Raw genomic sequence first — 17,843 nt, forward strand, 5'->3', positions numbered from 1 at the left:
GGAGGGGGTTTACTTTGAAGACGTTAAAAGAGTTAGAACAGATTCGTGAACAAACTTTAAAAAATTTACAGTTAAGAAATCAAGAGGATTCAAAGTTAAGAGTTGTCGTCGGGATGGGAACATGCGGAATTTCGGCTGGTGCACGATCTGTCTTAAATACATTAATTCAAGAGGTGAATAACTGTCATTTAGAAGAGGTAATGATCACTCAAACGGGCTGTGTTGGCATGTGTGCGTATGAACCAATATTTGAGGTATATGATGAATCGGAGAAAACGACCTATGTTCATATGACGCCTGAAAAAACGAGACGTGTCGTATTAGAACATTTAGTGAATGGAAATGTCGTATCTGAATTTACTATTGATGCAAGCTTAAATTAATACTTTTAAACAAAAGGAGGGGGATTCATGTCATATTATCGTTCACACGTCTTGATTTGTGGGGGAACGGGCTGTACATCTTCTAAATCAAGAGAAATTAAAAAGGAATTGGAGTTACAGTTAGAGCGACTAGGGCTTGAGCAGGAAGTTCAAGTGGTGATGACTGGATGTTTTGGCTTATGTGAAGCGGGACCGATTATGATTGTCTATCCAGAAGGAACTTTTTACTCAAAAGTTCAAGTAAGTGATGCGAAGAGAATTGCAGAGGAACATCTTTTAAAAGGACGAATCATTAAAGACTTATTATTTAAAGAAGCCATTGAAGATGGGGAGATTAAATCAGTTAATGAAGTAGAGTTTTATGCTAAACAAACGCGATTAGCTTTACGAAATTGTGGAAAAATTAATCCTGAAAACATTGATGAATATATTGCGCATGATGGATATATGGCATTAGCTAAAGTCTTAACTGAAATGAAACCTGAAGAGGTCATTTCCGAAGTGAAAAAGTCCGGACTTCGTGGTCGCGGAGGCGGAGGTTTTACAACCGGATTAAAGTGGGAATTTACGTATAAGTCAAAGAGTGATAAAAAATATGTCGCTTGTAATGCGGATGAGGGAGATCCAGGTGCGTTTATGGATCGTTCGATTCTTGAAGGAGATCCTCATGCTGTTTTAGAAGCTATGACAATTGCTGGTTATGCTATTGGGGCAGATACAGGATATATTTATGTTCGTGCAGAATACCCGATTGCTGTTAAGCGTTTGAGTATTGCCATTAAGCAAGCTCATGACTATGGATTGTTAGGAGAAAATATCTTTAATACAGGATTTAATTTTGATATTGAATTACGTTTAGGAGCAGGAGCTTTTGTCTGTGGAGAAGAAACAGCTTTAATTGAGTCGATTGAAGGGAAACGAGGGATGCCACGTCCACGTCCACCATTTCCAGCTGTTAAAGGGGTATGGGAAAAACCGACTTTATTAAATAATGTTGAAACGTATGCTAATATCCCACAAATTATCTTAAAAGGTGGAGATTGGTTTTCTAGTATTGGGACTGAGCGTTCAAAAGGAACGAAAGTATTTGCCTTAGGTGGGAAAATTAATAATACTGGATTAGTTGAGATTCCGATGGGAACGACTCTAAAAGAAGTGATTTATGGTATTGGTGGAGGAATTCCAAATGGTAAGAAATTTAAAGCTGCTCAAACTGGAGGACCTTCAGGTGGTTGTTTAACAGAAGAATATTTAGATACAGAAATTGATTTCGATAATCTAGTGGCACTTGGTTCAATGATGGGATCAGGTGGAATGATTATTATGGATGAAGATAACTGCATGGTTGATATTGCACGCTTTTATTTAGATTTTACATGTGATGAATCATGTGGGAAATGTACACCTTGTCGTGAAGGAACAAAGCGTATGATGGGAATTTTGAATAAGATTACAGAAGGAAAAGGTGAACTTTCGGACTTAGATGAATTAGAACAATTGGCAGATTACATTAAAGCTAATTCATTATGTGGTTTAGGTCAGACAGCACCCAATCCAGTTTTATCAACAATGCATCATTTTAAAGATGAATACTTGGCCCATGTTATTGATAAACGTTGTCCAGCTGGTGTTTGTTCAAAGTTATTAGAGTACTATATCACTGAAAAATGTATTGGGTGTGGAATGTGTGCTAAATCTTGTCCGGCTGCATGTATTAAGCCAATTGGAGAAGTCGTAAATGCCAAAACCGGCCGACGTCGTCATGTGATTAATAAAGTCGATTGTATTAAGTGTGGGGCATGTATGGCAACTTGTCCGACTAAAATTAGTGCGATTATTAAGCGATAGGAGGAGGAAAGATGGGAGTAGTTCATATTACTTTAAATGGGATGCCATATGTTGTTCCAGATACATATACGATTTTAGAAGCAGCACGGGAAGTGGGAATTAAAATTCCAACACTTTGCTTTTTAAAAGATTTAAATGAGACGGGAGCATGTCGTGTTTGTGTTGTGGAAGTCAAAGGTGCTCGGTCATTAGTTACAGCATGTAATATGAAAGTTAGTGAGGGAATGGAAATCTTAACTCATTCTAAGCGAATTTTAAATGCGAGAAAGACAACGGTTGAATTATTACTTGCGAACCATAATATTGAATGTACAACGTGTAATCGTAATCATAATTGTGAATTGAAACAACTTTCAAATGATTTAAACTGTAAGAGTGATCGATTTGAAGGAGAGCGTCGTGAGACAATTTATCGTGATGATTCTTACTCAATTGTACGTGATACATCAAAGTGTATTTTATGTGGACGTTGTATCGCTGCTTGTCGTGAAAAAGCAGGAGTTGAAGTGTTAGCATTTAATCAACGCGGATTTAAGACATATATTGGGCCAGCATTTGAAATGGGTATGGATCAGGCTGGATGTATCCATTGTGGACAATGTGTGAATGCTTGTCCAACAGCTGCTTTATCGGAACATTCAAATATTGAAGAAGTCATTCAAGCGATTAATGACCCAAATAAAATTGTCGTCTTTCAGGTGGCGCCTGCTGTACGTGCAGCACTTGGTGAAGAATTTGGATTACCATTTGGGACACCAGTAAATGGTAAAATCGCAGCTTCACTTCGACGTATTGGTGGGCCAACGTGTAAAGTGTTTGATACGAACTTTGGTGCAGATTTAACTATTATGGAAGAAGCTTATGAGTTGATTGAACGTATTAATAAGGATGGAGTACTTCCGATGATCACCTCTTGCTCACCAGGTTGGATTCGATTAGTGGAGCAATATCGACCAGAAATAATTCCGAATTTATCGTCATGTAAATCTCCTCAGCAAATGTTTGGTGCAATTTTAAAATCTTACTGGGCAGAGAAAAATAGTGTTAATCCAACTACTATTTACTGTGTGTCAGTTATGCCTTGTATTGCCAAAAAATCAGAGTTAAAACGAGAAGAGATGAACGTGAATGGCATTCAAGATGTAGATGCTTCAATTACAACACGTGAATTGGCAAGAATGATTCGGATGTATGGGTTAGATTTTGTTAATTTACCAGATGAAGACTTTGATCATCCATTGGGTGAATATAGTGGAGCAGGAACTATTTTTGGGGCAACAGGCGGTGTAATGGAAGCTGCCTTGAGAACTGCTGCAGATGTTTTAAGTGGCCAATCGCTGGATGCGATTGAATATGAAGCTGTTCGAGGTGTAGCTAGTTTAAAAGAAGCAACGATTCAAATAGGTGAGTTAAGTTTGAACGTTGCGGTCGTTCATGGAGGAAAACAGGCACTTGATATTGTGGATCAAATTTTAAGTGGTGAAAAAAAATATCATTTTGTCGAAGTGATGGGATGTAGTGGTGGTTGTGTTGCAGGTGGTGGACAACCTCATGTTCCCGCTTATTTATATAATTCAGGTTTAGATATTCGTGCTGAACGTGCTAAAGCTCTTTATGAAGATGATGAAGCAAGACAAATTCGTAAATCTCATGAAAATCCTGTCATTAAAGCTATGTATGAAGAGTATCTTGGTACGCCAAATAGTCATAAAGCTCATCAATTATTACATACAACCTATCATAAAAAAGACGTGTATAGCTCACAATAATACTTGAATCTTCTTCATTAAAAAATTAGGCTCATCACCAAAATAGTTTCTTGATTTTTTTAAAATATTTTCTCATTTAAAATGATGTTTAAATTATACGGGGACTAGTTAATTTTAAGAATTGAGTGAATAGTTTCAATAGAAAGAAATTGTCAAACCCCATTTCTTTTGAAGATTCAAAAATTAAGAATAAAGATAAAATGGTTATAATGTTTAAAAATAAAAGCAAATGTCTTTGAGACTTTAAAAAGATTAGGTATACTGATAAAGTAGCAATCAAAAATGACCTAATTTAATAAGTTTAAATTAAAAGATTATAAAGTTAGGCTAATTGATATTAAGATTATCTATACCTTTTAATAGAAGGGATAGGGGTAAAATTACAATTTGATTATAATGTTAAAAATTGCTAAAAATAGTTATAAAAGCATTTTACTATTATTGTTCCAATGAATGAGGTATAGTATAATGAAGATATTTCTATTTATACGATTTAATTAGGGAGGTTAATGTTATGTCTAAAGTGTTCCAGTCAATGGACGGATGTCAGGCAGCAGCGTATGTTTCTTACGCATTTACAGAAGTAGCAGGGATTTATCCAATTACGCCTTCGACTCCGATGGCAGAATATACAGACTTATGGGCTTCACAAGGTAAGAAAAATTTATTTGGAGCACCAGTAAAATTAGTTGAGATGCAATCTGAAGCAGGAGCTGCTGGGACAGTTCACGGTTCTTTACAAGCGGGTGCATTAACAACAACTTATACTGCATCACAAGGGTTATTATTAAAAGTACCTAACATGTATAAAATTGCTGGAGAATTATTACCAGGTGTTATTCACGTATCTGCACGTGCGCTTGCGGCACAATCATTATCAATCTTTGGTGATCACCAAGATATTTATGCAGCACGTCAAACTGGATTTGCTATGTTAGCAACGAGCTCAGTACAAGAAGTTATGGACTTAGGTGGGGTAGCTCACTTAGCTGCAATTAAATCAAGTGTTCCATTCTTACACTTCTTCGATGGATTCCGTACATCACATGAAATTCAAAAAGTAGAAGTAATGGATTATGAAGATTTAGGAAAATTATTAGATTACGATAAAGTACGTGAGTTCCGTGCACGTGCAATTAATCCAAATCACCCAGTAACAAAAGGGTCAGCACAAAATGATGATGTTTACTTCCAAACACGCGAAGTTCAAAATAAATACTTTGATGCAGTACCTGCAATTGTAGCAGACTACATGGAAAAAATTACTGAAATCACAGGGCGTGAATACAAACCATTCATGTACTATGGTGCAGAAGATGCAACTGAAATCATCGTTGCAATGGGATCAATCACAGAAACAATTAAAGAAACCGTTGATTATTTAATTAAAAATGAAGGACGTAAAGTAGGGGTTATCACTGTTCACTTATATCGTCCATTCAGCTCAGAATACTTCTTCAACGTATTACCATCAACAGTAGAACGTATCGCTGTATTAGACCGTACAAAAGAACCAGGAGCAACTAGTGAGCCATTATGCTTAGATATTCGCTCTATCTTCCACGGTCGTGAAAATGCACCGAAAATCATAGGTGGACGCTTCGGATTATCATCAAAAGATACAACACCATCTCATATTGTTGCTGTTTATGATAACTTAGCTGGGGAAATGAAAGATGACTTTACAGTAGGTATCGTCGATGACGTAACATTCAAATCATTACCTGTAAATAATGAGGTAATGGTTTTAGGAGATGATGTAACAGAAGCATTATTCTTCGGATTAGGATCTGATGGAACAATCGGTGCTAATAAAAACACAATCAAAATCATCGGTGAAAATACTGATTTATATGCACAAGCTTACTTTGCATACGATTCTAAAAAATCAGGTGGTTTAACACGTTCTAACTTACGTTTCGGTAAGGATGTTATCCGTGCACCATACTTAGTATCAACACCAAGCTTCGTATCATGTTCAATGGATACATATATTGGTAAATACGATATGATTAGCGGTTTACGTCAAGGAGGAACATTCTTATTAAATACTGTTCACTCAGCAGAGGAAATTGTTAACCATATGCCAAATAGCTTCAAAAAGCAATTAGCAGAGAAAAATGCTAAGTTCTATATCATTGATGCCGTAACTTTAGCTAAAGAAATTGGATTAGGACGTCGTACTAATACAATTATACAATCTGCATTCTTCAAATTAAATGAGCAAATCATGCCATATGAACGTGCTCAAGAATTAATGAAAAAATACGTGGAGAAATTATATTCACGTAAAGGAGAAGCAATTATCGCAATGAACTTTGCTGCTATTGATAAAGGAGCTGAAGGTTTAATTGAGGTAACTGTTGATCCAGCATGGGCCAACTTAACACCAGAAGAAGCACATGTTAAAGAAGGCCGCCCTCACTTTGTTGAAACAATCGCTGATGTAATCAACCATAGTAAAGGTGACACATTACCAGTATCAGCATTCGTAGACTATGCAGATGGAACAATGCCAAATGGTACGGCTGCGTATGAAAAACGTGGAATTGCTAACTTTGTACCAAAATGGATTGAAGAAAACTGTATCCAATGTAACCAATGTGCTTACGTATGTCCTCATGCAGTTATCCGTCCATTCTTAGTAACAGAAGCTGAGAAGGAGCAAGCTCCAGAAGGAACACGTACATTAAAAGCAATTGGTAAAGGATTAGATGGATTAGAATATTGTATCCAAGTATCAACATTAGACTGTACAGGATGTGAAGTATGTGCGCATATCTGTCCAGGTAAAAAAGGAAACAAAGCACTAGTTATGGTTCCAATTAGTGAAGAATTAGAAGCAGGACAAGTCGATCGTGCTGAATACTTCTTCAACAACGTCACATACAAAGATGATTTAATGCCAAAAACAACAGTTAAAGGTTCACAATTTGCTCAACCATTATTCGAATTCTCAGGAGCATGTGCTGGATGTGGGGAAACTCCATACATCACATTATTAACTCGTTTATTCGGAGATCGTATGACAATTGCCAATGCAACTGGATGTTCATCAATCTATGGGGCATCATTCCCAGCTACACCTTATACAAAAAATGCTGAAGGAAATGGACCAGCATGGGCAAACTCATTATTCGAAGATAATGCTGAGTTTGGATTCGGTATGCATATTGCAGCTGAAACATTACGTAACCGTATTGGATTATTAATGGAAGAAAATATGGATAAAGTTGAGGCTGAATTATCTGAATTATTCACTAAATGGTTACAAAACCGTCATAGTGGAGAAGTAACAAAAGCATTAGCACCTCAATTAGAAGTTGCCATTGCAAATTCTTCAAATGAAGCAGTTAAAGAAATTTTGGACTTAAAAGATTACATCGTTAAACAGTCTAACTGGATTATCGGTGGAGACGGATGGGCTTATGACATCGGATATGGTGGATTAGACCACGTTATCGCTAATAATGAAGATGTTAATATCTTAGTATTAGATACTGAGGTTTACTCAAATACAGGTGGACAATCATCTAAATCTTCACGTGCTGCATCAATCGCTAAGTTTACAGCAGCAGGTAAGAGTGGTAAGAAGAAAGACTTAGCAGCAATCGCAATGTCTTATGGACACGTCTATGTTGCTCAAGTTTCTCATGGTGCAAATCAAGCTCAAGTTATTAAAGCAATGATGGAAGCTGAAAAACACCAAGGTCCATCTATCGTTATCGCATACTCACCATGTATCGCTCACGGTATTAAAGGTGGATTAGCAAACTCAATGAGCCAAGCTAAATTAGCGACTGAATGTGGATACTGGCCAACATACCGCTTCGATCCTAAATTATTAGAAGAAGGTAAAAACCCATTACAAATGGATTCTAAAGCACCAAACTGGGATAAATACCGAGACTTCTTAATGAGTGAAGCTCGTTATGCTCAAGTTACAAAAATTAACCCAGAGCATGCTGAAGAATTATTAGAAGCAAATCGTCGTGACTCACAACGTCGTTTCCGTCAATTACAACGTATGGCTGCATTAGATTTCTCTGATGAAGTAGAAGTTGTAGAAGAAAAAGAATCAGCAGAATAATTTTTAAAAAAGCTTATCGGATAAATCCGATAAGCTTTTTTTATTGATATGTGATGTGAAATGGCTTGAAAAAACAACTAATAACAACTCGACACAACATAACAAAAAGTGTCGAATCGTTTTAGAAATAATAGAAACTGGGATTAAATAACGCTTACACTCGGGGTGTTGTGTAACGGGTTACGATAAATCATAATTTTTGTGAACTATATGACAAAAGATGATAAAAATACCAAATATCGCGTGATAGTATTAGAGTGTTCAAAAAAGTGTTGAATAAAATAAATCAATATACAGCTTAAAAGATAGAAGTGGGGGATTTTAGGATGAAAACTTTAGCTATGATTTTAGCAGGTGGACGTGGATCACGTCTAGACATTTTATCACTTGGAAGAGCCAAGCCGAGTGTGCCTTTCGCAGGGAAATTTAGAATTATCGATTTCGTATTGAGTAATTGCTCAAATTCAGGAATATACGATATTGGAATTTTAACCCAATATTTACCATTATCATTAAATGAACACATCGGATTAGGTCAAGCATGGGATTTTGATCGTAAAAATACGGGAGTAACGTTATTACAACCATGTGAAGGTCATTCATCAGATCAATGGTATACAGGAACAGCAGATGCGATTTTACAAAATATTAGTTATATTAAACGTAAGAATCCGGACAACGTTTTAATTTTATCAGGGGATCATATTTATAAAATGGATTATCGTCCATTAATCCAACAACATATTGAGAAAGGTGCAGATGTAACAGTTTGTGCTCAAGAAGTTGAGTGGAGTGAAGCGTCTCGCTTTGGAATTTTAACAGATGATGAAAATGGACGTATTGTAGAGTTCGCTGAGAAACCAGCAGAGCCTAAGAGTAATCTAGCATCGATGGGGATTTATGTGTTTAAAACGGATGTATTAATTAATACGTTACAACATCTTAAAAAGGTTGGTTTAGATTTTGGAAGTGACGTTATTCCTCATTTAATTGAGAATGGACATGTTTATTCTTACCGCTTCCGTGATTACTGGAAAGATGTTGGAACATACGAGTCGTATTTAGAGGCTAATTTAGAATTAACAACAACAGTCGATAAAATTCAATTAGATATGTATGATAAAGATTGGGTTATTCATACAAAGAGTGAAGAAAAACCAACTGCTAAATTTGGTTCAAAGGCTCAAGTTTGTCAAAGCTTGATTTCAAATGGTTCAATTATTGCCGGATCTGTGACTAAATGCGTAGTAAGTCCAGGTGTTCATATTCATCCAAATGCTATTGTTCGTAATAGTATTATTATGAATGATACCATCATTGAAGAGGGATGTGTCATTGATGGAGCTATTATTGATAAAAACTGTGTTATTGGTAAAGGAAGTATCATTGGGCGTGGATCTAATGTTTGTCCAAATCAAGAAAAACCAAAAGTATTATCAAGTGGCTTAAATGTTATTGGTAAAGGGGTACATATTCCTGAGGGAACAATTATTGAACGTAATGTTCGTATTTTTCCGCATGTTGCTGAGACAGACTTTAGTGACAAAATTATAGCTTGTGGTAGCACGGTTTATCCTGCAAAGGAGGCTTAAACCGTGAAGATTGCATTTGTTTCATCTGAAGTTTATCCATTTATTAAAACAGGAGGGCTAGCTGATGTAGCTTATGCCCTTCCAAAAGCACTAGTTAAACAAGGCCATGATGTTCGTGTTATTTTACCAGGTTATAAACAAATCCCTGAGGGAATGTTAAAAGGTGCATATTGGGTAACCAATGTTGAGGTTATGGGCAAACTATTTTGGATTAATTGTGTTGAGTTAGAGGGGGTTAAATATTACTTAATATTTGAACCACTTTTTTCAAACCGACATTCTATTTATGAGTGTGAAGATCGCGATTATCAATTTGCTATGTTCTGTGAAGTTACCCTGCGCTTATTAAAGAATATTAATTTTCAGCCAAATATTATTCATACGAATGATTGGCAGACGGGGTTAATTCCATTTTTTATGGATCAGCGTTATTATGCCGATCCGTTTTATTACAATACTAAAACAGTTTATACGATTCATAACTTACGTTTCCAAGGACAATTCACTTCACATGCCGTTCGCCATTTAGGCTATCGATTTGATGATATAAATATTAACTATATGCAGTTAGGGATTCAATATGCAAATAAGGTGACAACGGTTAGTGAGACATATGCTAAAGAAATTTTAACGGATTTCTATGGGGAAAATTTAAATCATATTTTAAGTATGCGTCAATCTGATTTGAGTGGAATTGTTAATGGAATTGATACTGATATCTTTAATCCAGCGGTTGACACAGCACTTGTTTCACCTTACACCGAAGAGACATTAGAATTGAAACTTAAAAATAAAGAAGAATTACAGAGACGTTTTAATTTAGAAATCAATGCTGATATTCCGTTGATTGGAATTGTCACACGATTAGATTCACAAAAAGGATTAGACTTAATTACTTGTGTTTTAGAAGAGTTATTAATTTACGATAATATTCAATTTTTCTTGCTCGGATCTGGAGAGGCAAAGTATGAACAGTATTTCCAATGGATTCGAGATAAGTATCCGAAACAGGTGGGGATTTATTTAGGATATAATGGAAAACTTGCAAACTTAGTTTATGGTGCAAGTGATATGTTCTTAATGCCATCATTATATGAGCCATGTGGTTTATCACAGTTAATATCACTGCGATACGGAACAGTTCCGATTGTTCGTGAAACAGGTGGATTAAATGATACGGTTCATTCCTATAATGAAGCTACTGGTGAAGGAAATGGATTTAGCTTTACCAATTATAATGCGCATGATATGTTATATACCATTCGTCGAGCATTAGATTATTATCATCATAACAAAGAAGTTTGGCATCAATTAATGGTGACAGGAATGACTGGAGATTACTCTTGGGAGCATTCGGCTCATCGTTATGTTGAACTCTACCAATCTATGTTTTAATACGACATTAAAAGCATAAAAGCAATCTATCTTGCTTTTATGCTTTTTTGTTACTTTTTTGATAACTTTAGGCATTTAGCAAAAACTAAAAAGTGGATGTGAAATATCTGTTTTTGCTTCTATATAAATAGCGAAATATATTTCATATTCTAACAATCAGGCTTAGTACGCAAGTCTTTTTGATAGAAAGGCGAACTAGGGTAGCGATGGGTCACCTAGCGATTTCTGAAGAAATCCATTCCTTTACTGCTAGGACTGGGTCATCTGCCATTTTCGCAGAAAATGTATCCTCCATTGGCAGGGCTGGGTCACCTGCCATTTTCGCAGAAAATGTATCCTCCATTGGCAGGGCTTTATTTTTTACGTTATGAAAAACTTATTGGGGTTTATATATAGTTGGTCAGAATTAATGAAACTTTAAGGGGTGAAGTCTGATACTCTAAATGTAAAATATTAATCATTTTCAATATAGATTATGGTAAAATAGCATATATACTTAAATGTCGAATGATTATGTAAAAAGGTGATAATATGTCAGTGGATAAAAATAAAATTGAAACGGCCGTAAGAATGATTTTAGAAGCCGTTGGAGAAAATCCAGATCGAGAAGGAATAGTTGATACACCAGCACGTGTAGCACGTATGTATGAGGAAGTTTTCGGTGGATTACATGAAGATCCTTCAAAACATTTACAAGTTTATTTCAGTGAAGAATATGATCAATATGTCTTAGTACAAGATATTGTCTTCCACTCAATGTGTGAACATCATTTATTACCGTTCTTTGGGAAAGTTCATGTGGCGTATTATCCTGAGAATAATGAGGTAGTGGGATTAAGTAAGATTGCTCGTGTAACAGATGTTGTTTCACGTCGACCACAACTTCAGGAGCGTATGGGAAAACAAATTGGGGATACGATTGCTAATGCGATTAAATCAAAAGGTGTGATGGTTGTTATTGAAGCCGAGCATATGTGCATGGTAATGCGTGGCATTAAAAAACCGGGAGCTATGACCAAAACAATCTATAGCACTGGAATTTTTAAAGAAGATTTAGCAATGAGACAGGAAGTATTAAATTTAATTAAAGGATAGGAGTCATCGATATGCGTTATTTAAGTAGTGGAGAATCACATGGACCACAGCTAACAGCAATTATTGAAGGAGTCCCTGCAGGACTTACTTTAACAGCAGAGATGATTAATCAAGATTTAAGGATCCGTCAACAAGGATATGGACGTGGCGACCGTATGAAAATTGAAAGTGACCAAGTGCAGATTACAAGTGGTGTCCGTCATGGGGTTACGCTTGGATCCCCAATTACACTTGTCATTAAAAATAAGGATAATAAAAATTGGGGTCATGTCATGGCGATTGAGCCGATTGATGAGCATGATTATGAAATTAAAAAAGTGCCACGACCAGGCCATGCTGATTTAGTTGGGGCAATGAAATACGGGCATCGAGATTTAAGAAATGTTTTAGAACGTTCATCTGCACGCGAAACAGCGATTCGTGTTGCAGTTGGAGCCGTTGCTAAACAGATTTTAAAAGCGTTAGATATTGAGGTTATTTCTCATGTTTTACAAATTGGGAAAGTATCAGTAACGAATTATCCAACAACAATTTCAACTATTCAAGCTGCGATTGCTAATTCGCCTGTTCGTTGTGTTGATTCAGACCTTTCGATTCAAATGTGTCAACATATTGATGAAGCGAAACAGCAAGGTGATTCAGTCGGAGGGATTGTTCAAGTATTAGCTGAAAATGTACCGGCAGGTCTTGGTAGTTATGTTCAATTTGATCGAAAATTAGACGCTAAAATTGCCGCAGCCTTTATGGGGGTACAATCAGTTAAGGGGGTTTATTTTGGTGATGCGATGATGGCGAGTTCTCATTTTGGAAGTGAAGTCCATGATCAAATCTCATATGATCAAGGATTTACGCGAATGAGTAATCATTATGGTGGATTTGAAGGGGGTATGACGAATGGAATGCCAGTTGTGGTGCAGGCGATGATCAAACCAATTCCAACGTTATATCAGCCATTAAACTCGATTCATATTGATACGAAAGAAGTGGAGGAAAGTATGATTGAGCGCTCAGATAGTTGCGTGGTTCCCGCTGCGGGTGTCGTTTTAGAATCAGTTTTAGCCTTTGAACTAGCAAAGGAGATATTAGAAGAATTCCAATCTAACCAAATGTCACCTTTAATTAAAGCTGTAAAATGTCACCGTGAAGCAATGAGGGATTTTTAATGAAACAATTACAAGTTAAAACGCATCAAGGGGAGTATCCTATTTATATTGGTGATGGTTGTTTAAATGAGTTAACGCCATTCATCCAAAAAGCGACACAAGTAGTTGTCATTACAGATGAAACTGTCTATGAGTTACATTATCAAACGTTAGCGCATGTTTTATCAAAAGAGGCCTTAGTATATGTCATCAAACCAGGAGAAGCATCAAAAAGTTTCGAGGTGTATCATGCGATTCAAACGTTTCTGATTCAAAATCAAGTTGATCGTAAGGCGTTAATATTAGCCTTTGGTGGTGGAGTCGTCGGTGATCTAGCTGGATTTGTTGCCGCAACGTATATGCGTGGAATTGATTTTATTCAAGTTCCGACCACCTTACTGGCGCATGATAGTGCGGTCGGTGGAAAGGTCGCGATTAATCATGAGCTTGGAAAGAATTTAATTGGTGCCTTTTATCCACCGAAAGCTGTCATCTACGAATTGCCATTGTTAGCAACGTTATCGGATAAAGAGTGGAGAAGTGGGTTAGCAGAGATGGTGAAGCATGGTTTCATTTCAGATGAGGTACTATTGAAGACGTTAATGTCGTTTCATACATTAGACCCACTGCAGGAAGAAATCTTTGCTGCTTTACTAATGCAAAGTCTGATGGTTAAAAAGAATGTGGTTGAAATGGATGAGTTTGAAAAAGGAAGTCGTGCTTTTTTAAACTTTGGCCATACGTTTGGCCATGCGATTGAACTCGATGAGAAAAGCTTATCACACGGTGAAGCTGTCGCTATTGGGATTATATTTGCGCTATATTTAAGTAAGAAAACATTTAAGATTGATTTAGCGATAGATGATTACATATCTTATTTAAAACAGCTTAACTTTCCCCTATTCTTAAAAGCAGATCGTGCAACACAATATATGAACTACATGTTACATGATAAAAAGAATGAACAACATCAGATCCGTTTTGTTTTATTAAAAGAGGTAGGCAATCCTGTTTTAGTAACATTTAGCGAAGAAGAATTAAAGCCAATGTTACAACAATTTTTAAATGAAATGACAAAAGAGGTGAGAGTATGTCATTAAAGGGAAGCATTAAAGTAGCAGGAGATAAATCAATTACTCATCGTGCCATTATTTTTAGTAGTTTATCCAAAGGGACGACAAGAATTCACGAGCCATTACTAGGAGCAGACTGTATTAGTACGCTAGAAATTTTTAAACAATTTGGTGTGAAGTCTGAATTAAGCAAGGATTGTTTAATAATCACGAGCCCGGGGTTAGAGAGTTTTTGTTATGATCAGTCAATTTTAGATGCCGGAAATTCTGGAACAACCGCACGCTTATTGATGGGCGTACTATCCAACTTACCTGCTACATTAACGTTAATTGGTGATGAATCATTATCGAAGCGCCCAATGAAACGAGTGACTCTCCCTCTTTCACAAATGGGGGCTAATATTACGCTAGAAAATGATGCTACATTACCTGCTACAATTACTGGTCATCAGTTGACGGGAATTTCTTATGAGCTTCCCGTTGCAAGTGCCCAAGTGAAGTCTGCCATTATGTTAGCTGGGATGTTAGCTCAAGGTGTGACGACGATTCATGAACCAATTCCGACGCGTGATCATACGGAAAAAATGTTTGAGGATTTCCAAATTGCCTATAATAAAGTGAATCGAATGATTACGGTTCAAGGACCACAGATGCCGATCACACCAGGGGAAGTCTTTGTACCGGGTGATATTTCCTCTGCAGCGTTCTTTATCGTAGCGGCATTAATGGTTCCAGGTAGTGATGTAATGATTGAAAATGTCGGAATTAATGAGACACGTTCAGGAATTATTGATGTGATTCGAGCGATGAATGGAAAGATTACATTAGTCAATGAACGTTATTTTGGTGGTGAACCAGTCGCTGATCTTCATATTCAATACACGAAAGACTTAGTTGCCACGACGATTGAAGGCGATATGATTCCACGCTTAATTGATGAAATCCCTATTTTAGCGTTACTTGCCACACGTGCAAAAGGGATAACAGTCATTAAAGATGCTGAGGAGTTGAAGGTTAAAGAAACGAACCGTATTGATGTGACCGTCAACCAGCTAAAAGCAATTGGCGCCGAAATAAAAAGTACTGATGATGGAATGATAATCACAGGACAGCCGGAAGGTTCGTTTAATCAGGCGTCAGTCTCAAGTCATAAAGATCATCGAATTGCGATGATGCTCTGTGTGGCTTCGTTATTAATCGATGAACCACTCATTATTGAAGATGTTGAGTCAATGGAGATTTCATATCCAGACTTCTTAAAACATCTAAATGTGTTATTAGGAAATTAGAGGTGTTATAAATGTCAATTGAATATTTTATTGAGTTATATGAGAAAGGGCAACTGACAGAAGAGGCGATTGAGCAGATGCAACATTTTGCGTTTGATGCTAATGATGATGAAATCTTCATTATTGCTCAAATTTTCGCGGCGATTGCTCATGTCTCAAAAGCGATTGAGTTAGTTGAACCATTGTTAGTAAAATATCCAAATGAAGTCAACTTAAAAACATTCTTAGCGGATTTATATTTAGATTTAGCTGAGGATGAAAAAGCACTTGACTTATTAGCGGGTAGCGATGAAGAAACGAATGCGAGTGTTCTTTTACTCGAAGCAGATATGTACATCGCTCAAGGATTATTTGAAGTCGCTGAAGATAAGTTAAAGAAAGCTATATCACTCGAACCTCATAACGATTTAATTAAACTAGCTTATGCTGAGTTTTATCATCACATTGGAGAATTTGAAAAAGCATTAGATTTATACTTAGATTTAATTGAATGTGGATTAAACGCTGACATTAATGTGTATGACCGTTTAGCAACGTGCTACAGCCATATTGGAGAATTTGAGAAAGCATTAGAACAATTCGATTTATCAGAAAAATATTTTGGTAAGTTGAATACGGATCAACTTTTTAATAAAGGATTCCTTGCTTATCAAGTCGACGATTACTCATTAGCTAAGCGCGTGTTTCATGATTTAAAAGAATTAGATTCAAGCTATGATACAATTTATCCATTGTTAGCAAAAATCTATCTAAAAGAAGAAGATTATGAAAAAGCACTTGAAATGATTCAAGAAGGGATAACACATAATGAATTCAATGCCGAGTTACACTACTTAAAAGGATTGGCTTTAGAGAAATTAAAAGATTTAGAAGGGGCGCGCGATGCTTATTATGAGGCCTTAAACTTAGATCCAGAAGATTTAGAAGCAGCACTTCGTAGTAACCGTATTTGCTTAGTGTTAGAAGACTTTGAAGAAGTCGTTCAAAATATTCAACATTATGAAGAAAACGGATTATTTGATGACCGATTTGATTGGGATTTAGCGATTGCTTTCTTAGAATTAGAGGAGTATGATGAAGCGGCTTCATACTTTGAGAAAGCATTCGTCAACTATGGAGAAAATGTTGATTTCTTATTTGATTATGCGCAATTCTTAATGGAAGAAGGACGTCGTGAAGAGGCAGCGAAACAACTTGAGAAAATTTTAAATATTGATCCAAGTTTAACACCGGCTCGAGAGTTACTAGAGAATTTAATGTAAGAATTGTATAAAACTCAAAAAATGGTTTTTACAATCTGATGACAAAACCTTAAATGGTGTATAATACATCTTAAAGAAATTCTAGTAGAGGTGATTGAACAATGTTCTTATATTATGGTGGATATTACGGTGGATATGGGATGCGTTTCGATTCATCGTATTTAATTTATTTATTGATAGCATTAATCGTCCCGATGTTAGCCCAAGGTTATTTATCATCGACGTTTAACCAATACTTACGTGTTCGCGCTTCATCAGGTTTAACTGGAGCGGACGTGGCACGTCGTATCCTAGATCGAAATGGATTACAACATGTTCATTTGACAGAGGTTGGTGGTCGTTTGAGTGACCATTATGATCCAAGTCGTAAAACAGTTCGTTTATCACGTGATATTTATCATGGAACATCGATTGCTGCTTTAGCAGTTGCTGCTCATGAATGTGGACATGCGATTCAACATGCGAATGCCTATGCACCACTTCAATTCCGTTCAGCAATGTTTCCAGTCGTAAATTTTGCCAATAAGTTTGGTTACTTAGCCATTCTTTTAGGATTTATTTTTGGTGGTTCATCATTTTTATTACTTGGGATTATTTTAGTTGGCGTAACCGTGTTATTCCAAATTGTGACTTTACCTGTTGAGTTTAATGCATCAACTCGTGCAGTTGCTCAGTTATCAGAAATGAATATTTTATATGGTAACGAAGAAAAAGCAGGGGCACGTAAAGTGTTAACGGCGGCAGCATTAACGTATGTAGCGGGAGCTGTGGTGGCCATTGCCGAATTATTACGTTTAATCATGATTTTTAATTCACGCAATAACGATTAATTAAAAAGTCATCAAACTTAACGTTTGATGACTTTTTTTATGTTGTAGTAAAATAAAAGTAACTATTCAGCCACC

The 17,843-nt window shown here is 36.4% G+C and carries 12 protein-coding genes; all 12 read left to right on the top strand.

The annotated features are described in order from the left end of the window. Positions 1 to 14 precede the first annotated feature (14 nt). The 12 genes from NEH75_RS04020 to NEH75_RS04075 all read left to right on the top strand — a co-directional run bounded on the left by NEH75_RS04020 (position 15) and on the right by NEH75_RS04075 (position 17,768). Complete coding sequence (locus tag NEH75_RS04020) at positions 15 to 383, top strand: (2Fe-2S) ferredoxin domain-containing protein (protein ID WP_262941074.1); 369 nt, start codon at positions 15 to 17, stop codon at positions 381 to 383. A 27-nt stretch (positions 384 to 410) separates the two neighbouring features. Continuing rightward, positions 411 to 2,231, top strand: a complete 1,821-nt coding sequence (nuoF, locus tag NEH75_RS04025) for an NADH-quinone oxidoreductase subunit NuoF (protein WP_262941073.1) — start codon at positions 411 to 413, stop codon at positions 2,229 to 2,231. A gap of 11 nt (positions 2,232 to 2,242) precedes the next feature. Continuing rightward, positions 2,243 to 4,000 carry an NADH-dependent [FeFe] hydrogenase, group A6 gene (locus NEH75_RS04030; RefSeq protein WP_262948553.1) on the top strand — a complete coding sequence of 586 codons (1,758 nt, stop codon included), beginning with the start codon at positions 2,243 to 2,245 and terminating at the stop codon, positions 3,998 to 4,000. Positions 4,001 to 4,514: 514 nt separating this feature from the next. Continuing rightward, complete coding sequence (nifJ, locus tag NEH75_RS04035) at positions 4,515 to 8,090, top strand: pyruvate:ferredoxin (flavodoxin) oxidoreductase (RefSeq protein WP_262948554.1); 3,576 nt, start codon at positions 4,515 to 4,517, stop codon at positions 8,088 to 8,090. 326 nt (positions 8,091 to 8,416) lie between these two features. Further along, positions 8,417 to 9,682 (top strand): glucose-1-phosphate adenylyltransferase, encoded by a 1,266-nt coding sequence (locus NEH75_RS04040; RefSeq protein ID WP_055305497.1) that lies wholly within the window; start codon positions 8,417 to 8,419, stop codon positions 9,680 to 9,682. A gap of 3 nt (positions 9,683 to 9,685) precedes the next feature. Further along, positions 9,686 to 11,077: a glycogen synthase gene (locus tag NEH75_RS04045; RefSeq protein ID WP_055277641.1), complete on the top strand. Its 1,392-nt coding sequence runs from the start codon at positions 9,686 to 9,688 to the stop codon at positions 11,075 to 11,077. Positions 11,078 to 11,608: 531 nt separating this feature from the next. Continuing rightward, positions 11,609 to 12,172: a GTP cyclohydrolase I FolE gene (gene folE, locus NEH75_RS04050; protein WP_055243131.1), complete on the top strand. Its 564-nt coding sequence runs from the start codon at positions 11,609 to 11,611 to the stop codon at positions 12,170 to 12,172. A gap of 11 nt (positions 12,173 to 12,183) precedes the next feature. Then, positions 12,184 to 13,335: a chorismate synthase gene (gene aroC, locus NEH75_RS04055; protein ID WP_055305496.1), complete on the top strand. Its 1,152-nt coding sequence runs from the start codon at positions 12,184 to 12,186 to the stop codon at positions 13,333 to 13,335. Then, positions 13,335 to 14,414, top strand: a complete 1,080-nt coding sequence (gene aroB, locus NEH75_RS04060) for a 3-dehydroquinate synthase (protein ID WP_055243127.1) — start codon at positions 13,335 to 13,337, stop codon at positions 14,412 to 14,414. The genes aroC and aroB overlap by 1 nt, the downstream gene beginning before the upstream one ends. Next, positions 14,405 to 15,676, top strand: coding sequence for a 3-phosphoshikimate 1-carboxyvinyltransferase (gene aroA, locus NEH75_RS04065; RefSeq protein ID WP_055305495.1), 1,272 nt, complete (start codon positions 14,405 to 14,407; stop codon positions 15,674 to 15,676). The genes aroB and aroA overlap by 10 nt, the downstream gene beginning before the upstream one ends. A gap of 11 nt (positions 15,677 to 15,687) precedes the next feature. Further along, complete coding sequence (locus NEH75_RS04070; protein WP_055243123.1) at positions 15,688 to 16,938, top strand: tetratricopeptide repeat protein; 1,251 nt, start codon at positions 15,688 to 15,690, stop codon at positions 16,936 to 16,938. 101 nt (positions 16,939 to 17,039) lie between these two features. Beyond that, the gene (locus NEH75_RS04075; protein WP_055243121.1) at positions 17,040 to 17,768 is read left to right on the top strand and encodes a zinc metallopeptidase; all 729 of its coding nucleotides are present in this window, start codon (positions 17,040 to 17,042) and stop codon (positions 17,766 to 17,768) included. Positions 17,769 to 17,843: the final 75 nt, after the last annotated feature.

The sequence above is a fragment of the Turicibacter sp. T129 genome (assembly GCF_025594975.1).
In the GTDB taxonomy this organism is placed as follows: Bacteria; Bacillota_I; Bacilli_A; order MOL361; family Turicibacteraceae; genus Turicibacter; species Turicibacter bilis.

Coding starts and splice junctions, on each gene's coding strand:
- nuoF (WP_262941073.1), top strand. CDS start 411: ATGTCATATTATCGTTCACACGTCTTGATTTGTGGGGGAACGGGCTGT.
- NEH75_RS04030 (WP_262948553.1), top strand. CDS start 2,243: ATGGGAGTAGTTCATATTACTTTAAATGGGATGCCATATGTTGTTCCA.
- nifJ (WP_262948554.1), top strand. CDS start 4,515: ATGTCTAAAGTGTTCCAGTCAATGGACGGATGTCAGGCAGCAGCGTAT.
- NEH75_RS04040 (WP_055305497.1), top strand. CDS start 8,417: ATGAAAACTTTAGCTATGATTTTAGCAGGTGGACGTGGATCACGTCTA.
- folE (WP_055243131.1), top strand. CDS start 11,609: ATGTCAGTGGATAAAAATAAAATTGAAACGGCCGTAAGAATGATTTTA.
- aroC (WP_055305496.1), top strand. CDS start 12,184: ATGCGTTATTTAAGTAGTGGAGAATCACATGGACCACAGCTAACAGCA.
- aroB (WP_055243127.1), top strand. CDS start 13,335: ATGAAACAATTACAAGTTAAAACGCATCAAGGGGAGTATCCTATTTAT.
- aroA (WP_055305495.1), top strand. CDS start 14,405: ATGTCATTAAAGGGAAGCATTAAAGTAGCAGGAGATAAATCAATTACT.
- NEH75_RS04070 (WP_055243123.1), top strand. CDS start 15,688: ATGTCAATTGAATATTTTATTGAGTTATATGAGAAAGGGCAACTGACA.
- NEH75_RS04075 (WP_055243121.1), top strand. CDS start 17,040: ATGTTCTTATATTATGGTGGATATTACGGTGGATATGGGATGCGTTTC.